Annotated in this window: 15 protein-coding genes and 1 pseudogene; 8 read left to right on the top strand and 8 right to left on the bottom strand. The window is 60.5% G+C overall.

From position 1 onward, the window contains the following. The first annotated feature begins 70 nt into the window (after positions 1-70). The 4 genes and pseudogenes from WFJ47_RS00840 (at position 71) to WFJ47_RS00825 (ending at position 4551) form a co-directional block, all read left to right on the top strand. On the top strand, positions 71-1225 hold the full coding sequence (locus WFJ47_RS00840) for an MltA domain-containing protein (RefSeq protein WP_336760226.1): 1155 nt from the start codon (positions 71-73) through the stop codon (positions 1223-1225). A gap of 2 nt (positions 1226-1227) precedes the next feature. Next, positions 1228-2034: pseudogene (locus tag WFJ47_RS00835) on the top strand (DNA-methyltransferase); the annotation flags it as partial. Between the two features lie 381 nt (positions 2035-2415). Next, positions 2416-3861, top strand: coding sequence for a cytochrome c peroxidase (locus WFJ47_RS00830; RefSeq protein ID WP_127101514.1), 1446 nt, complete (start codon positions 2416-2418; stop codon positions 3859-3861). Between the two features lie 45 nt (positions 3862-3906). After that, positions 3907-4551: a Smr/MutS family protein gene (locus WFJ47_RS00825; protein WP_336760222.1), complete on the top strand. Its 645-nt coding sequence runs from the start codon at positions 3907-3909 to the stop codon at positions 4549-4551. A gap of 71 nt (positions 4552-4622) precedes the next feature. Here the strand turns inward: WFJ47_RS00825 and WFJ47_RS00820 are convergent, their stop codons facing one another. Both WFJ47_RS00820 and hemF read right to left on the bottom strand, forming a co-directional pair. After that, on the bottom strand, positions 4623-5714 hold the full coding sequence (locus tag WFJ47_RS00820) for a hypothetical protein (protein ID WP_336760220.1): 1092 nt from the start codon (positions 5712-5714) through the stop codon (positions 4623-4625). A gap of 112 nt (positions 5715-5826) precedes the next feature. Beyond that, positions 5827-6768 (bottom strand): oxygen-dependent coproporphyrinogen oxidase, encoded by a 942-nt coding sequence (gene hemF / locus WFJ47_RS00815; RefSeq protein ID WP_336760218.1) that lies wholly within the window; start codon positions 6766-6768, stop codon positions 5827-5829. A gap of 178 nt (positions 6769-6946) precedes the next feature. Here hemF and WFJ47_RS00810 point away from each other — a divergent pair, with 178 nt between their 5' ends. Continuing rightward, positions 6947-7834 carry an S-methyl-5'-thioadenosine phosphorylase gene (locus tag WFJ47_RS00810; protein ID WP_336760216.1) on the top strand — a complete coding sequence of 296 codons (888 nt, stop codon included), beginning with the start codon at positions 6947-6949 and terminating at the stop codon, positions 7832-7834. Positions 7835-7903: 69 nt separating this feature from the next. Here the strand turns inward: WFJ47_RS00810 and WFJ47_RS00805 are convergent, their stop codons facing one another. Both WFJ47_RS00805 and WFJ47_RS00800 read right to left on the bottom strand, forming a co-directional pair. Continuing rightward, complete coding sequence (locus WFJ47_RS00805; RefSeq protein ID WP_127101226.1) at positions 7904-8227, bottom strand: hypothetical protein; 324 nt, start codon at positions 8225-8227, stop codon at positions 7904-7906. An 18-nt stretch (positions 8228-8245) separates the two neighbouring features. Beyond that, positions 8246-8920 (bottom strand): dienelactone hydrolase family protein, encoded by a 675-nt coding sequence (locus WFJ47_RS00800; protein ID WP_336760214.1) that lies wholly within the window; start codon positions 8918-8920, stop codon positions 8246-8248. A gap of 52 nt (positions 8921-8972) precedes the next feature. Here WFJ47_RS00800 and WFJ47_RS00795 point away from each other — a divergent pair, with 52 nt between their 5' ends. The 3 genes from WFJ47_RS00795 (at position 8973) to groL (ending at position 11347) form a co-directional block, all read left to right on the top strand. After that, on the top strand, positions 8973-9224 hold the full coding sequence (locus WFJ47_RS00795) for a DUF4169 family protein (RefSeq protein WP_336760212.1): 252 nt from the start codon (positions 8973-8975) through the stop codon (positions 9222-9224). 138 nt (positions 9225-9362) lie between these two features. Next, the gene (gene groES / locus WFJ47_RS00790; RefSeq protein WP_127101220.1) at positions 9363-9653 is read left to right on the top strand and encodes a co-chaperone GroES; all 291 of its coding nucleotides are present in this window, start codon (positions 9363-9365) and stop codon (positions 9651-9653) included. Positions 9654-9703: 50 nt separating this feature from the next. Further along, positions 9704-11347, top strand: a complete 1644-nt coding sequence (groL, locus tag WFJ47_RS00785; protein WP_127101218.1) for a chaperonin GroEL — start codon at positions 9704-9706, stop codon at positions 11345-11347. Between the two features lie 567 nt (positions 11348-11914). Here groL and WFJ47_RS00780 read toward each other — a convergent pair. The 4 genes from WFJ47_RS00780 to WFJ47_RS00765 form a co-directional block, all read right to left on the bottom strand. Continuing rightward, positions 11915-12829, bottom strand: coding sequence for a prohibitin family protein (locus WFJ47_RS00780; RefSeq protein ID WP_127101216.1), 915 nt, complete (start codon positions 12827-12829; stop codon positions 11915-11917). A gap of 282 nt (positions 12830-13111) precedes the next feature. Further along, on the bottom strand, positions 13112-14569 hold the full coding sequence (locus tag WFJ47_RS00775; protein ID WP_336760207.1) for a M48 family metalloprotease: 1458 nt from the start codon (positions 14567-14569) through the stop codon (positions 13112-13114). Beyond that, positions 14570-15013, bottom strand: coding sequence for a hypothetical protein (locus WFJ47_RS00770; protein WP_336760205.1), 444 nt, complete (start codon positions 15011-15013; stop codon positions 14570-14572). It lies immediately after the preceding gene. Between the two features lie 71 nt (positions 15014-15084). Continuing rightward, on the bottom strand, positions 15085-16764 hold the full coding sequence (locus WFJ47_RS00765) for a CHASE2 domain-containing protein (RefSeq protein WP_336760203.1): 1680 nt from the start codon (positions 16762-16764) through the stop codon (positions 15085-15087). Positions 16765-16802: the final 38 nt, after the last annotated feature.

The raw sequence follows: 16802 nt of genomic DNA, 5'->3' as shown, positions 1-16802 counted from the left end.
TCGGTTCACGCCCTTCCGGCCTGTCTTTTATTGACGCGTCTTGCGGGGCGCACGACGAACTCGGTTTGGCATGAACATAGTTTCTCGTATCTCCCTGGGGCTTGGCCTCGCGCTCCTCTCATCCTGCGCGGAGCCGCAGCAGGAAACCCGGCTCGATCTGACGCCCGTCAGTTACGCGATGCTGGATGGATGGTCTGCGGAAACCCCCGCACAATTGCTTCCCGAATTACGGAGCGAGTGCCAGCGCCTGATGCGCCTTCCGCCTGAAACCCATCTGGGGGGCGCTGAGGGCACTATCCCGAACGGAAGCAGGGCGGGAGATTGGTCTGGGGCCTGTACAGCGCTCCAATCCGTAGCCAGCGCTCCGGAAGAGGCGCGACGCTATTTCGAGCAATGGTTCGCGCCTTATCTCGTTTCGAATGATGCCTTCTTCACCGGGTATTACGAACCCCAGATCTATGCCTCGGCCACGCGTGAGGGGGCATTCCAGACGCCACTCTATGCCGCTCCGGGCGATCTGGTCAGAACGAAGGATACCGTCGGCGACTGGGTGACAGGGCGCTGGGATAACGGAAAATTCGTTCCCTATTACACGCGTGCCGAGATCGATGGCGGCGCGCTTGACGGTCATGGGCTCGAAATCGCCTGGCTACGTTCGCCGGAAGACCTGTTCTTTCTGCAGATACAGGGTTCGGGCCGCCTGGTCATGACCGACGGGTCGGTGCGCAGGGTCGGCTATGCAGCCAAGAACGGTGCACCCTATGTTCCTATTGGACGCATTCTGGTCTCACGTGGAGAGATGGCCGCGCAGGATGTGTCACTGCCCTCTCTGCGGAACTGGCTTGCTGCCCATCCCGATCAGGCGCGTAGCCTGATGGAGCAGAACCCCGACTATGTGTTTTTCAAGCGTGTGGACACGATCCCGCTGGATCGTGGCGCTCCGGGTGCCATGGGCATCCCGCTGACCCCCGGACGTTCCGTTGCGGTGGATCGCTCGCTTCTGCCTCTTGGGGTGCCGCTCTGGCTCGAGACGCGTATTCCGCTTGCAAGTGGCGGTGAGGGGCGCTGGACCCATCTCACCTTCGCTCAGGATGTCGGTAGTGACATCAAGGGCGTCGGGCGCGCCGACCTGTTTACCGGATGGGGGGCGGAGGCCGAGCAGGTGGCCGGCTCGCTTCGCAGCCATGGGCGCATGATCGTCCTGTTACCGCACCCGCCCGCCTGATCATGCAGGAAAAAGTCAGGGCACGGCGCGAAGCGATTGGTCGTCATGCCTTGATTCGGGGCGATGCGTTCAATGTCATGCGCCGTATGGAGACCGGGTCCGTCGATATTGTCGTGACCTCTCCCCCCTATAATATCGGGGTCGCCTATCGAAGCTACGAGGACAGGCTGGAGGAGCAGGATTATATCGGCTGGATGCAGACCATCTGCACCCAGATTGCGCGCGTGCTGAAGCCGGATGGGTCGTTTTTCCTGAATATCGCCGGGTCATCGGCGCAGCCGTGGCTACCCTTCGAACTGATCACCCAGCTGCGTGATATCTTTGTGCTTCAAAATCATATCGTCTGGATCAAATCGGTCTCGATCGAGGAGAAGACCTATGGGCATTTCAAGCCCGTCAACTCGTCGCGTTTCATCAATCATAACCATGAGCATGTCTTTCATCTGACTCATCGGGGTGATGTGCCCTTGCAACGTCTCGCGGCGGGTGTCCCCTTCACCGACAAGAGCAATATCAGTCGCCGACGCCACGCGGTCGATCGCCGGTGCAGGGGCAATACCTGGTTCATCCCCTATGAAACGGTCCGTCACCGCAAGGAGAAGTTCCTCCACCCTGGGACATTTCCGGTAGCCCTGCCGACGGCTTGCGCAACGCTACACGGCTATGATGCCCGCTCGGTTATTCTCGATCCGTTCATGGGCACCGGAACCACGCTCATTGCGGCTCAGGAACTGGGGCTGACCGGTATCGGGATCGATATCGATACGCGCTATGTCGCCGTGGCGCGCAGAAGGCTGCGCACTGCAATGGGAGAGGGGGTGCCAGACGGCGACCCTGACGAAACCAGGCGGGAGGCGGTCGATCCCGATCCGTTGCCGGGGCAAGCGCGTCGCGGGGATCATGGTCAGGATCTGCACCGGTCCGATCTCCCTGATGGGGAAGGGATGCCTCGCGCACAAACCGGGGATATCGACGCCGCTTCATCTCCCTGAGATCGGCGGGCGAGGTGAAGAGCGCTTGCCGAGAGCGCATCTCAGCTCAGGCCTCCTTGTCACGCTCATAGGTAAAAACGATCAAATTAATCGGGATCATTATTTTGACACTCGGGAAATGTGTCGTCATTGTGATGTATCGCACGATCACTAAAGGGAGAGAGACGGTTGACGGGTACCGCCGTAAATAAAGGGCTTATAAAAACAACAATTGCAGGTTTGGTTGTGGCCGGAGCTTTGGCCTATGGTGGAACGATAGCCTATCTCACCCATTTCGATCATCAGGGCGCCCCCCGCCTGCCAACGGGCAGCCCGACCTGGCATGATCCAAAGGCGCTCGCGGCCTATAGCGCGTTCCAGGAAACGCGTTGCGATTACTGCCACACGCAAAAGGCCGATCTGCCTTTCTACTTCAAGCTTCCCTTTGCAAATCAGATCATGAAGCGCGACCTCGTGGCGGGCCAGCGTCATTTCCGTTTCGAGCCCGTTCTGGCGGCCTTCATGAGCGGTAAACCACCCTCGGTCGAGCAGCTTTCGCGCATCGAGGCAGTCATCAGCCAGAACCGTATGCCGCCCGCAGCCTATCTGCTGATGCATCCGCATGCCTATATGACCGAGAGAGCAAGACATGATGTGCTCACTTGGGTCGCCGACCAGCGTCGGCGCTACTACGCGACACCGGGGGTGGCGCCGCAATTCGCCGGCGAGGTCATTCAGCCTATCCCGGAAAGTCTGCCCGTCGACTGGACCAAGGCAGAACTCGGACGTCAGCTGTTTTTCGACCGGCGTCTTTCCGGAGATGGCAAGCTCAACTGTGCAAGCTGCCATGGGCTGGACAAGGGGGGGGTAGACAACCTCGTCACTGCGACCGGGATCAACGGCCAGAAAGGCCCGATCAATGTCCCCACGGTCTATAACGCTGTGTTCAGCGTCTCCCAGTTCTGGAACGGACGCGCCGTCGATCTTGCCGCCCAGGCCGCTGGCCCCGTGACAAATCCGGTAGAAATGGGTGCACATGACTGGAATGCGGTAGCAGCCATTATCGCGGCCGTGCCCGAATATCACACGGCGTTCGCGAGCCTGTACGGACCTGACTCCGTCAATGAGAAGACGGTCACCAATGCTATTGCCGAGTATGAGAAGACGCTGATCACACCGGACAGCCCCTTCGATCTCTACCTCAAGGGTGATAACAATGCGATCACGGCGCAAGAGAAGCGTGGTTACGCGCGTTTCAAGGCTCTTGGATGCGCAGGGTGCCATAGCGGTGTCGCGATCGGCGGCGACGCCTATGAGGTCATGGGTCTCGAAGGGCCCTATTTCGATGACCGCAAGGCAAAGCTGAGCGCCGTCGATTCCGGCCGCGAAGGCTTTACGCATGCATTCGAGGATCGTCAGCGTTTCAAGGTGCCCAACCTGCGCAACATCGCTCTGACCGCGCCGTATTTCCACGATGGCAGCGCCGCAACTCTCGACGAGGCCGTGCGTCAGATGGCGCGGTACCAGACGCCTTACGGTACGCTTCCCCAAAGCGATGTCGATGATATCGTTGCGTTCCTCAAAACATTGACTGGCCGATATCAGGGCGTTCCGTTACAGCAGGTGGTTGCTGAACCGCCATTGAAGGCCCCTGACGCCCAGTAAGACACAGGGGCGGGAAGACCGCCCTTGTGCAGAGAAGGACTGGTAGTGGCCCGACGCGACTTGAGTTCGGACGAAGAAAGCCTCTGGCGCTCCTTCGCGCGCACGATCCTGCCTCTGCGTGACAAGGCCGGCCGCCTGTCAACGCGACATGGTCGTCCCCAACGCCGTTCCTCGGATCAGCAAAATCCTTCTGGCGATATGGCCGACCGGTCAGGGGACGTTCAGGGAAAGGCGGGTGCCGGGCCCGGCTCGAATACCTCAGCGGACGCGTCGCCTACTCTGCGTATCCGAGAGGTCATGCGTGTCATGGCGGTCCCCGTGCCAAGGGCGCGGCAGCATGCGCGGTTGGAGATCAATAATCGTCAGCCTGGGCTTGATACGACATCGTGGAATGCGCTTGCCAGCGGCAAGATGAAGCCGCAGCGTCGTCTTGACCTGCATGGCCATTTTGCCCAGGACGCTTTTCACAAGCTCCACCACTTCTTGCATGCGTCGAGCGCTCAGGGTGTGCGCTGTGTCGAAGTCATTACCGGCCTTGGCAGCGGTCAGGAGGGCGGCGTGATCCGGCAGGAATTGCCTCATTGGCTTGATCGGGGTGATCTGAGGCCGCTCATCCTCGCCGTTGTGCATACTCACAAGAAGAACAAGGGTGCGGTGCGTATCCTGCTGAGATCCCGCGATCGCCTCTGAGGCATCGAGATGCGCTCAATGGCAGGTGCGGCGCTATCGGCACAGCGCGTGAGGACCAGTGCGCGCTCTGTTCAGGTGGGGCGCGTTTCCTGACCCTGACGCCATCTTGGCTGGTTATTGTTGATCCAGCGTCTGAGGGCGAGAAGCGATGTCAGTTCCGGCTCGAGTTGGTTTAACAGAGGGGCCGCGTCGGCGCCTGCCGTGATCGTCAGGTGCTGGGAGTCATTCCAGGTCTTGAGTGCGGCCTCCGTGACCGCCTCCTGCGCCGCGTGGCGCCACCGCGCAATGGCCAGTGGCGGTGTCAGCATGGGTAAGGCGAGGATCAATGCCGAAGCGGCAGCATTCGAGACGGCACCCCAGGCCTGATATAATGCGCCAGAGGGCGCATGGCCCCGGGCCATTGCATAGGTCGCGTCAAAGCTCGGAACCCCGGCGATCGTCGGGCCGGAAAAGAAGATGGGTTTGATGCCCTCCGGAGCGGAGGCGATATCGGCCGAGAGATCGTCCCCCGGCCCGGGCGTCAGCTGCACGGCATCGACCTGACCGCTCTTGAGCGCTTCGAGCGCTTCTGCCTTGCCGGCATATCCCGGGACAGGGAGGGGGTGCAGGCCCAGAAGGGAGAGCCCAAGGAGGCTGGAAAGCTCCACGCCGGTGGGATGCGACACCGCCAGTCTTACAGGGCGGTCATGGAACATGCCGCTCAGTCGAGATCGTAGGGACCTGTGGAGTTCCGCCTTGGCGAGCGTGACAACCGGGCGGCGCGCCATGATGAGCGCGGCCCAGCGCGAGTAATCGAAATGAACTCGCGCATCCCCCGCGAGCGAGGCGATCAGGGCAGCGCCGGGCGCCAGAATGGCGGTGTTGCCATCGGCTTCCGGGCTTTGGGTGTCGAAGAGATTGGCGGCTGTCACCCCGTCCCGGCCCAGATCGTAATGGGTCGAGATGGGGGTGAGGGTGGATAGTCCCCTTGCCAGGGCGGTGGCGAGAATGGGCGCAACCTGACCAGGCAGGGAGTCGGGGCCGCCGCCAACGATGAGACGGGGGGTATCTGCCAGAGCAGGGCGGGCTTCGGCGCTGATGTCATCTTCCCAGGCGCGGGCAGGGAGGATGGTCGCCACTGTGGTCGCGGCGATGGTGGAGAGAAGACTGCGGCGGCTCAGCATTCTTTTTGCCGCCAGAGACATCATCTTGCTGTGCACGTCGTTCCCTTCACCGCCAGATCGGCTGGCTTGCCGCGATAAGCCAGACGATTGCGGCCAAATCGTGTCCCGTTCGTCAGGGCCACTTCACCTCTGGAGGCATGCTCATGAGAATGGCCTCGGTATTGCCACCGGTTTTCAGTCCGAAAACCGTGCCACGGTCATGTATCAGATTGAACTCCACATAGCGACCACGACGAATCAGTTGCGCGTCGCGCTCTTCATCGGTCCAGGGACGCATCATGCGCGAGCGTACTGCACGGGGATAGGCTTCAAAGAAGGCGAGGCCCACATCCTTGGTGAAGGCAAAATCCTGATCGACATTCCCGCTGTCGAAATGGTCATAGAAGATGCCACCCAGGCCGCGGGGCTCGTTGCGATGATGCAGATAGAAATACTCGTCGCACCATGCCTTGAAGCGTTCGTAATAGGCCGGGTCATGGCGCGCGCAGGCATCGCGGAAGGTCTGATGGAAATCCGCCGCGTCCGCTTTGGCTTCCTCGCTGTCCGGAAAGATGGGTGTGATGTCGCCGCCACCGCCAAACCAGCCATTGCTGGTAATGATCATACGGGTGTTGAAATGCGCGGCGCTGACATGGGGGTTACAGGGATGTGCGACCAGCGAGATCCCGGTCGCAAAAAAGCGCGGATCCTCATTGGCGCCAGGCATATTCTTGCGGAATTCGGGAGAGAATTCTCCCCAGACGGTCGAGACATTGACGCCGACCTTCTCGAACACGCGCCCACGCATGACGGACATGACGCCGCTGCCATGCAGGTTGCCGCTCGGGTCGTCATGGCGGTTCCATGCCGTACGCACGAAACGTCCCGCCTCGGTCCGGTCACGCAGCACGGGAGAGTGTCGGGAGACAGCCTCGTCCTCGATCGCCTCGTATGAAGCGCAGATCTTGTCGCGCAACGCTTCGAACCAGTGACGCGCTGCCTCCTTGAAGGAATCATGGGGGACATGGTCACGGATGAGGGTGCCGAATGTTTTCGGATCCAAAGTCGCGCTCATCACAAGCTCCGCTTTCTGTTTCAGCTGGTCTTGCGCCAGCCTGAATGGGCAAGCCTATAGCAAAACGGGGCTTTTGAAACCATGACGGGGGAGATGAAAACACTGACAGGTTGCGAAACGCCCCATTCTGGTGTTCCTGAAGCCCTGCAAAGCGGTCAGACCGGAAAGGTGAAACCTGATGACTGAAGATGTGACCATCGAACCCGTGATCGGCCTTATCGGCGGCTCGGGCCTGTATGACATTGACGGACTGGAAGAGAAGGAATGGCGTCGTGTCGAGACGCCCTGGGGCGAGCCCTCGGACGACCTGCTTTTCGGGCGCCTGAATGGTGTGCGTTGTGTATTCCTGCCACGCCACGGCCGCGGTCATCCCATTCCTCCCTCGGAGCTCAATTTCCGCGCCAATATCGACGCACTCAAGCGCTCAGGTGTGACGGATATTGTCTCGCTCTCGGCGGTCGGGTCGTTGCGTGAGGATCTGCCGCCCGGCGTCTTCCTGCTGGTCGACCAGTTCATCGACCGCTCATTTGCGCGCGAGAAGAGCTTCTTCGGACGGGGCTGTGTGGCCCATGTGGGCATGGCCGATCCGGTATCGGCACGCATGGGGGACGTGATCGCGGAGCAGGCCGGAAAGATCGGCGTGGAACTGGTCCGCGGCGGCACGTATCTTGTGATGGAAGGGCCGCAATTCTCGACCCGCGCCGAGAGCGAGCTTTATCGCCAGTGGGGCTGTTCGGTCATCGGCATGACCAATATGCCCGAGGCCAAACTCGCTCGCGAGGCCGAGATGTGCTACGCGAGCATCGCCATGGTGACCGATTATGATTGCTGGCATGACGACCATGATTCCGTGACGGTGGATGCCGTCGTGGCGGTCATGACCCAGAACGCGGCCAAGGCGAAGGCCCTCGTCAAGGCGATTATTCCGGAACTCGGTCGCACGCGTGGGCTGTGCCCCTCTGGGGCCGAGCGCGCGCTCGACCACGCGATCATCACGGCACCCAATGCACGCGATCCGCAGATGCTCGCCAAGCTCGATGCCGTGGCGGGGCGCGTTCTGCGCTGAAGCGCCTTTGGGAAAGGGGCCGAAAACGGCCCTTTTCCCGGTGCTCCGGTGGCCGGAGTGTGAGCTTGCTCAGGACCGATTCTGTTTCTCGGGAAAGTGGTCGCGATCGCCTTGATCGGTCTGGCGCTCGGGAAACTCCCCAAGGTTCTCCTGAATTTCGGCATTTTCGACCTGCACATCGGCAAGCGCCGGGTCAGGAAGGCTGCTTACCGGAATTTCGCCCGTATGGGGATGCTCCTCCATGCCGATGATTTCCGAGGCGTTTTCGAGATAGGCTTCCGGGCCGCATCCCGGCTTGCCATCGGCTTCCCAGAGTTCGCGCGACTTGGCGGTGATGCGCGCATCGCGCTCCGGGCTGTCAATCAGGGGATTGGTGCTGTCTGTGCTGGGCATGACGCGGCTTTCAGAAAATCAGAGATGAGTGGAGAAGAACGCGATGCTGCGCTCATGGGCGAGATCGCGGGCGTTACGATTGAAACTTGGACGATCATTGCAGCCGAACCCGTGACCGGCCTCGTCATAAACGAAGATTTCGACCTCCGGGCGGTTCTCGCGGATCGTGTTGATATCGGTATGGGGGATATGATCGTCCTCGCCACCGAAATGGAGCTGCACGGGGCAATGCGGCTTTTCGTGACTGACTGAGGCAATACCACCCCCATACCATGCGCAGGCAGCAGAGAAGAGGCGCGTGCGTGTTGCTGCCTCCCAGGCCACAAGTCCGCCCCAGCAGAAGCCGAGGATTCCAACCTTCGCATGGCCATGATGACTGAGCGCATGGGCGCTGGCCGTGACATCCGATAGAAGTCCATCCGGGCTGATCCGTTCACGCAGGGCGAGGCCCTCGCTCATGCCATTCTGGTCATAAGGCAGTACGGCGTCACGCCTGGCGCGATCGAACAGGGCCGGAGCGATCACGTGATAGCCGTGACGATCAGCGAGTTCATCGCAGACGGCGCGTATATGATCGGTCAGGCCGAAGATTTCCTGGACCACGACGAGGGCGCGCGGCGCACTGGCCTCACCGGCCTCGTAGGCGCTAAAATGGTGGGTATCCGAGGCGGTCAGGGATATCAGGTGTCCCACGGAACGACCCTCCTTCATTCTTGTTCATTGCGTCGGGAGATCAACGATCACCATGGCAGAAATCATCAATCTGCGTCGTGTGCGCAAACGTGTGGCGCGTGAGAAGGATGCGGCCCTTGCGGAGGAAAACCGGATCCTTCACGGTCGGACCCGGGCCGAAAGGCTGAAAACCGAGCTTGAGCGCGGGATCAGGGCACGCGAACTTGATGGCGCCAAGCTGGAGGACGCAGCCTTCGCCGTGCCTGCTGGCGCGAATAATGAAGGCTCGATGAAAAATGACGGAGATGACAGGAACGACCCTTGACGATAGGGCAGGGCTCTCTTACCTGTTTGGCACTCTCGTATCGGGAGTGCTAACGCGCTGCGGCTGAGCGGGCGCGCAAACCGGCGGCGTTGCTTTTGAGCAAGGACGCCGCCTTAGAGAAAAGTGGAGCGATCCATAATGACAAATTTTCGGCCTTTGCATGACCGTGTCGTCGTTCGCCGCCTTGAGGGCGAGCAGAAGACGGCCGGTGGTATCATCATTCCGGACACCGCCAAGGAAAAGCCGATGGAAGGCGAAGTCGTCTCCGTTGGTTCGGGCGCCCGTAATGAGCAGGGTCAGCTCGTGGCACTGGACGTCAAGGCTGGCGACCGTGTGCTGTTCGGCAAGTGGTCCGGCACCGAGGTGAAGATCAACGGCGAAGAGCTGCTGATCATGAAGGAAAGCGACATCATGGGTGTGATCGGCTGATTTCCAGCCTCCCCATCTTCGCACACTGAACCTCTACTGGAGAAAAGATAATGGCTGCCAAAGACGTAAGATTCGGCGCTGATGCCCGCCAGCGTATGCTGCGTGGCGTGGATATCCTGGCTGACGCCGTGAAGGTCACGCTCGGCCCTAAGGGTCGCAACGTTGTTCTGGACAAGAGCTTCGGCGCACCGCGCATCACCAAGGACGGCGTTTCCGTCGCCAAGGAAATCGAACTGGCCGACAAGTTCGAGAACATGGGCGCCCAGATGGTGCGCGAAGTGGCCTCGAAGACCAACGACATCGCTGGTGACGGCACGACCACCGCAACCGTTCTGGCCCAGGCCATCATCCGTGAGGGCGCCAAGGCTGTTGCCGCTGGCATGAACCCGATGGACCTGAAGCGCGGCATCGACAAGGCTGTTGCAGCCGTCGTTGAAGAGCTGAAGGCGAACACCCGCAAGATCACGACCCCTGCCGAAACGGCGCAGGTCGGCACGATCTCGGCCAATGGCGAGCATGAAATCGGCGAGATGATCTCGCAGGCCATGCAGAAGGTTGGTTCCGAAGGCGTGATCACGGTTGAGGAAGCCAAGGGCCTGCACACCGAACTCGACGTCGTCGAGGGCATGCAGTTCGACCGCGGCTACATCTCGCCGTATTTCGTGACGAACGCCGAAAAGATGATGGCGGATCTGGATAACCCCTATATCCTGATCCACGAAAAGAAGCTGTCCTCGCTTCAGCCGATGCTGCCGCTGCTCGAGAGCGTTGTGCAGTCCGGCCGTCCGCTCATGATCATCGCAGAAGACGTCGATGGCGAGGCTCTGGCCACGCTGGTCGTCAACAAGCTGCGCGGTGGCCTCAAGATTGCTGCCGTCAAGGCTCCCGGCTTCGGTGACCGTCGCAAGGCCATGCTGGAAGACATCGCTATCCTGACGGGTGGCCAGGTCATCAGCGAAGATATCGGCATCAAGCTCGAGACGGTTACGCTCGACATGCTCGGTCGCGCCAAGAAGGTGCATATCGAGAAGGAAAACACCACGATCGTTGAAGGCGCCGGTAACACGGACGACATCAAGGGCCGTTGTGCACAGATCCGCGCGCAGATCGAGGAAACCACCTCGGACTACGACCGCGAGAAGCTGCAGGAACGTCTGGCCAAGCTGGCTGGTGGCGTTGCCGTCATCCGCGTCGGTGGCAGCACCGAAGTCGAGGTGAAGGAGCGCAAGGATCGCGTTGATGACGCGCTGCATGCAACCCGTGCCGCCGTTGAAGAAGGCATCGTTCCGGGTGGTGGCACGGCTCTTGCCCGCGCTTCCGTTGCCCTGAAGGATCTGGCTTTCCAGAACGACGACCAGCGCGTCGGTGCGGACATCATCCGCAAGGCCCTGCAGGCTCCGCTGCGTCAGATCGCGTTCAATGCTGGTGAAGATGGCGCTGTCATCGCTGGCAAGGTGCTCGAGATCGACAACTACACGCACGGCTTCGACGCACAGAACGCCGAGTACAAAGATCTGGTGGCCGCTGGCATCATCGATCCGACCAAGGTTGTCCGCACGGCTCTTCAGGACGCAGCTTCGGTTGCCGGCCTGCTGATCACGACGGAAGCCATGGTTGCCGAGAAGCCCGAGAAGAAGGCCGCTCCGGCCGGTGGTCCGGGTGGCATGGGTGGCATGGGCGATATGGATTTCTGATCCAGCGCCTTTCCATCAAGGTTATGAAAGAGCCGCCCTGTCGAAAGACAGGGCGGTTTTTTTATGTGATGCGTCCAGGTTCTATGTCTTTGGCGGGTGCGCGCGGGAGGGGGCGTCGATAAAATGCGGCTGCGTTTATGAAAGCTTTTGTTGAAGCAATAAGCGCAGGAATGCCCGTATGTACGAATCTCGCAACTCCTGGCTCGGAGGATATGAGGAACGGACATGGGAGGCGGATTGTTTAAGGACCCCCATGCTGGCCTTGAAGGGCGAACGGAATGCGGACCGGCTATGGTCGTTCCGGAATCGGTTTGTCTCTTACCTTGTCGGGCCAGGTCGCAGGTGAACGAGCGGGCGTGATACCTCAGGAACCGTTCGCCATCTCGGCGCGGCCTTTAGCTTTCCCTATGCGCAGGTGATGGGGCGAGAAGCGCACGCCGGCCGCAATCGCGGTGTCTGAAGCCGTTTTCCGTTCCCAAATCCGGTGCCACGCTTTGGAGAGAGCACCGGATCGGCAAGAGGACTTTGTCAGGAGCAGGGCGTGACGCTCGCCAGGAAATGAGGCTTCTATTTCTGAACGGACTCCATCGAGCCGATGAAGGGGAGGGGGGCGCCTGCGCTCAGATAGGTCGGCATGGTACCCGACCAGCGATCGAGCGCTTTTTGCTGCAACAGGGCCGGTGTCAGGGATTGCGAGACGAGACTGTTCGCCTTGGCCTGCGCCTGAGACGTCACAAGCAGCGCCTGAGCCTGTCCCTGTGCTGTCGCGACGGCGGCATCGGCCTGCGCCTTGGCCTGAACCACCTGAGCCTGCGCCGAGATCTGGGTCTGTTGCAGCGTGTACTGGGCCTGCAATGCTTGTTGCTGAGCCACCTGTTTGGCTTCGATGGCCTGCGCGTAGGCGGTCGAAAACGCGAAGTTCGCCGTGTTCACGGAATGAATGGTCAGATGATAGGGCTGGAGCGAGCGAATGATCAGATCCTTGATCTGACCATCCACCAGGTCGCGCTTCGTGATCAGCTCTTCCGCATTATAATTGGCGGTGATCGCTTTCACATCGTTCGAGACCGTGGGCTCGATGATCCGGCGCGCGAGAACATCAAGTGTGCGGAAATCGCGGAAGAACCCCGGCGCATCGGCGGAGGCAATATGGAACGTGACCGATACGGAGGTGCGGACATCCTGAAGGTCATGCGTTGCAGCCTGTTCATGCGAGGTGATGGTCTGTGGCTGCGTGGAGACGGAGATGATCTTCTGATAGACCGGTATCGCGATATGCAGACCGGGCTCGAGCGCAGTGGGCTGCACCGAGCCGAAATTGGTCAGAATGCCGCAATAGCCCGAGGCGATCTGGTAGAACGGATTCAGGATTGCGATCACGGCAACGGCGCCCAGAGCAACGACACCGATCTTGATCACGCCGGAGGGGAGGCGAGGCGGGATGGGAAGCGTCTTGCGGGGCGGGAGTTCTGGGAAAGACATGGTGCAATCGGTCCTTCTAACCGCTATTTTTATTCTCGGACAAAGACGAGACTTTGAATATTTAGCGGCAGTATTGGCATTGGCAACGCATAGTGCAGCATGGGCACGACAATATCCAAGTTAAATCAAGTCTGTCCCGTATTCTTGGGGCAGCTGATGCCCAACCCTACGGTCAGGCGCGCTGCCGGCCGGCGCCGGCGTAACTAGCAAGTATGGTCAAAACGTGCCCCTATTGCATGCGTGCCCAGAGGTTTCGGCTGAAACCACCGGGCAGCAGGGCTGTCAGTTCTTTTCGACGGCAGAACATTGCTTGGCAAGGGCGTCTTCGCCCAGTCCCTCACAGATCGCCGAGAGCTTGAAGGCGTTCACCTCGTCCTTGGCCTTGCGGGCGTTTGTGATGCGGTAAGGGAGGAAGCTCGTATTGTTCATGGCCGTCTGTTCGGTGGCCATATATGTTTCTGCCTCATTGTACTTGCCGGCAGATGTCAGAGCCATGCCCCATTCCGTCGCGATCGGGAACGTGACGTCATCGCGCTGTGCCGCTGCGGAAAGCAGCTTGACCCCCTGGGCCTTCTGTCCGGTTTGCACGGATACCTGATACGCCATGAGCGCGTAATAGGCGCTTCCGCTGGCGGGCTGGGCGACATGGGCCAATGTCTGTCGGGCCTGACCCCACTGGGCCGATTTGATCTGAACGGCTGCCTGATTGAGCTGTTCCGTGCCCTTGAGCAGTGCAGCGACGGGGCGACTGGACTCCCATTGTTGCAAGGGCCTGCGTTCGAGTGCGACATGGGCGCGCACCGGATAGGCCTGGCGTAGGTAGGCCGCCAGGGCGACACGTCTCTCGCGTGCATGAGGGTGCTGCTGGGCAACCGCTCTGAGCGCGTCCACAATTGCCCCATCCAGTCCGTCCCCTGCTTTCGCCTGGAAGGTAACGGAGTCTGCGACAAAGCTCTTGCCTGTCTTCTGCTCGTCCTGTGCCTGACGTTGCATCTCCTGATCTTCAGAACTGATCAGGACGTCCATCACATCTGTTGCAGCACTGACGGCATAGCCTGCACGCGCCATCAGATCGACAGCGAGCGCATCGGCCTGCTCTTCCTGATCACGCGACCATGAGGGGAACAGGGTCGTATCAAGAAAGGCCTTGGCGCCCATGGAAGAGACGATGGCCCTGCTGACATCGCCTGCAGCCCCACTGCCAGCAGCGAAGCGACCAATAACGGACCCCCATTTCATGGCGCTGAAAGCATAGTCCTTGCGCGCCTTGCTTGCGCGTTGCGCAGCCGTATGGCCCAACAGGATGTGTGACAATTCATGCGCCAGCACGAAAGCCAGGGCATCTTCCTTCTGGATATCCGGCGTATCGTGGAAATAGCGGATCAGTCCGGTATTGAGAAATATGGCGCCTCCGACCGATACATCCGATGTGAAGGCCATATCAGGCGTCAGCCAGACGCGCGCATCCGGCTTAGGGCCGGACCAGCCATTGAGCAATCGGTCGACGATCTCCTGTGGGTAGGCCGACACCTGAGGGGCCTCGATCACTCCCGATGCCAGCGTGTTTGCTGGGCTCAACAGACCCTGCACGGTCGTGGCCTGCGCGTAGTCCTGAGGAGGATGCATCTGATCGATCAGGCGTCCGCTGGTGGGAATTCCGCTACCGCCCTCTCCGGCGCAGGCGGTGAGGGTCAGGAGGCTGAGCAGCGCAGCCAGTGGACGGGATGGTGCATACATCATTCAGCTTCCATGACAGTTGCGGCCGAGGTTGTTTGTGCTGCCGCCGACTTCGTCGGTGGAGGCGGCGCCGATCTGCACGCATTGCGTAGGCGTGGGCGCGACAGCTCCAATCTCGGCCTCGACGGAATCCTCGGTGACGTAAACGACACCCTTGTCGGTCTCGACTGCGAGCATATCGGTGGATGGATCCTTGGCGATCACGCGATGGCCGGTCAGAGAAGCCGCCTCGACCCGGGTGGTGGGCTGGCCGTTGCGGTCATAGGCCTGAATGGAGGGGGTGTTATAAGTGCCCTTGATGACGGGCGCCGTTGCAGCAACACCCGGCTGGGCTAGCAGGACAATCATCACGGATAGAACCCCTGCGAGGCTGACGCGGCATGATTTCTGTTGTGATTGCGGGCGGTCTGACGCGCCTGGCGTCGGACTGGAAAAGCGTTTGGTCATGAGGGTCTCCTTTCATCCAGTGGGAAAGAACCGGGCAGAGCCATTGCACGGGGTAAAACCAGGGGGGGAACCTATCCTCTGAACTGTGCAAGTCGTGTCCGAACTGCCCGGCTCGTGTCGCGCGGGAGATCGATAAGCCGGTTCAGAAAACGGCAGAGCGGCTGAACGAAGCGATTGCGCTCCTGTTCCTCTTCCACCCCGGCGGCGAGCCAGAGCAGGAGCAGTCCGATCCAGTCGGCATTCGGCCATCGTGGACCAGCCTCATTCAGAGCGAAGCCTATCGCGGCCAGACTGGCCAAAAAGCAGAGTTGTGATGTCAGGCCGCGCTCTTCCTCGCCCGGCGCCTCGCTCGCGGGGCGTCGTGGGGGCATGGCCCATGCCCCGATGAAAAGCAGGGTCACGAAAAGCCAGATGATGACGAGATCCATAAGCATGTCGGGCGAAAGTTCGGAGGCAGCCGGAAGCGCAACAGTGACTGCTGCGGCCAGAGCGCAGGCGACGCTGCGTCGCCGTCTGCCTTGTGTCCAGCGCAAGGCATGATGATGGGTCTCGGGGCTCTGCCTGTAGGTTTCGTCTGCCTCGCCCCGTCGCGCCGGCTTGAGCCGCATGACGAGCGCCACGCTACACACGAGCCAGATCAGGGCCTCGAGCAGTTCGGCCTTGTCCAGTCTCAGCCATCCCAGTTGTGCGATCTCGGGCGGCTCGTGGAAGTAGCGCGGGCCATAGGTTACGAGATTATCGAAAGCCATGGCATGGGTGACGACACCAGGGATCCGCCCAAGCAGGGGCACGATGGTATCGTCATGCTGGTCGCGGATATCCGAACCGTAAAAGACGGCCCGCCCAGTCATAAGTGCTGAAAGCGGCGGGCTACCGGGGGGGGCATCACGCGCGCTGTGGCCAAGCTGCTCGGCACCCATCACCAGGGGATAAAAGGCGAAATGCCTGACGCTCCCTTTGGAGTGGAAGAAAAGATAGTTCAGAGCAAGACGCGAAGCTGCACCCAGTCGGGTGCATGAATGGAACAGCCACCCCCCACAATCGCGTTGCCAGCTCTCCCGGAGGTCGCTGACCTGATCCTGCGCCGGATCGGGGGCCAAACCCCAGCGAATCACCATGGGACGGGTGAAGTCATGAGTATCAATTGCGTTGCACTTTGCGCGCCAGCCTTGGTGGCAAAGCTGCGCATAAAGTGCCCAGGCAGGATTGACTGCCTTGAAGGGGGCGTCCGTGTCTTCGGAAGCCGCATCCTCATCGACAAGCGGATAGGTGCCAGTGCTTTCGAGGCCGTTGCTGTAGACCTGCGACGGACGAAGCTGTGGGGGAAGGGCGGCCTGCCCGTCTCCTGCTTCCCCACGGGCGAAGAGAAGCGGAACATTCATCACGCGTGCCCGTGCGATGACAGGGGTGAAGCTGTCGAGACTCTCTCCGGGCAGTTCGCGCATCATGCGGAAGTCGACAAAGATCGCTGCCGGGTGAGCGTCGAGTATCTGGTTCAGGATCGATACATGGCGCGTGTAGGAGAGTGGAAATGCAGTGCCGAAACGTTGGAGCGTCTGATCGTTGATTTCGACCACTGCGACATGGCGATGGGAGTCAGGGTCGCCCGCGCCGTAGAAAGGGGCGGTGAGCGCATTGAATAATCCCGCAGATGTCTGCTTCGTTGCGCTCTCGAGCCCAAGGGGATCAAGAACCTTGTAGATGACGAAGAAGATCATCATCGCAACGACATATACCAGCCGAAGGCGCATGATCACGCGCCTCCGGCCCAACGGCTTCCCCTGTCTCA

The sequence above is a fragment of the Asaia sp. VD9 genome (genome assembly GCF_037150015.1).
Lineage (GTDB): Bacteria > Pseudomonadota > Alphaproteobacteria > Acetobacterales > Acetobacteraceae > Asaia.
Note: the sequence above shows the minus strand (reverse complement) of the source record. Positions and strands in the feature narration are given on the sequence as shown.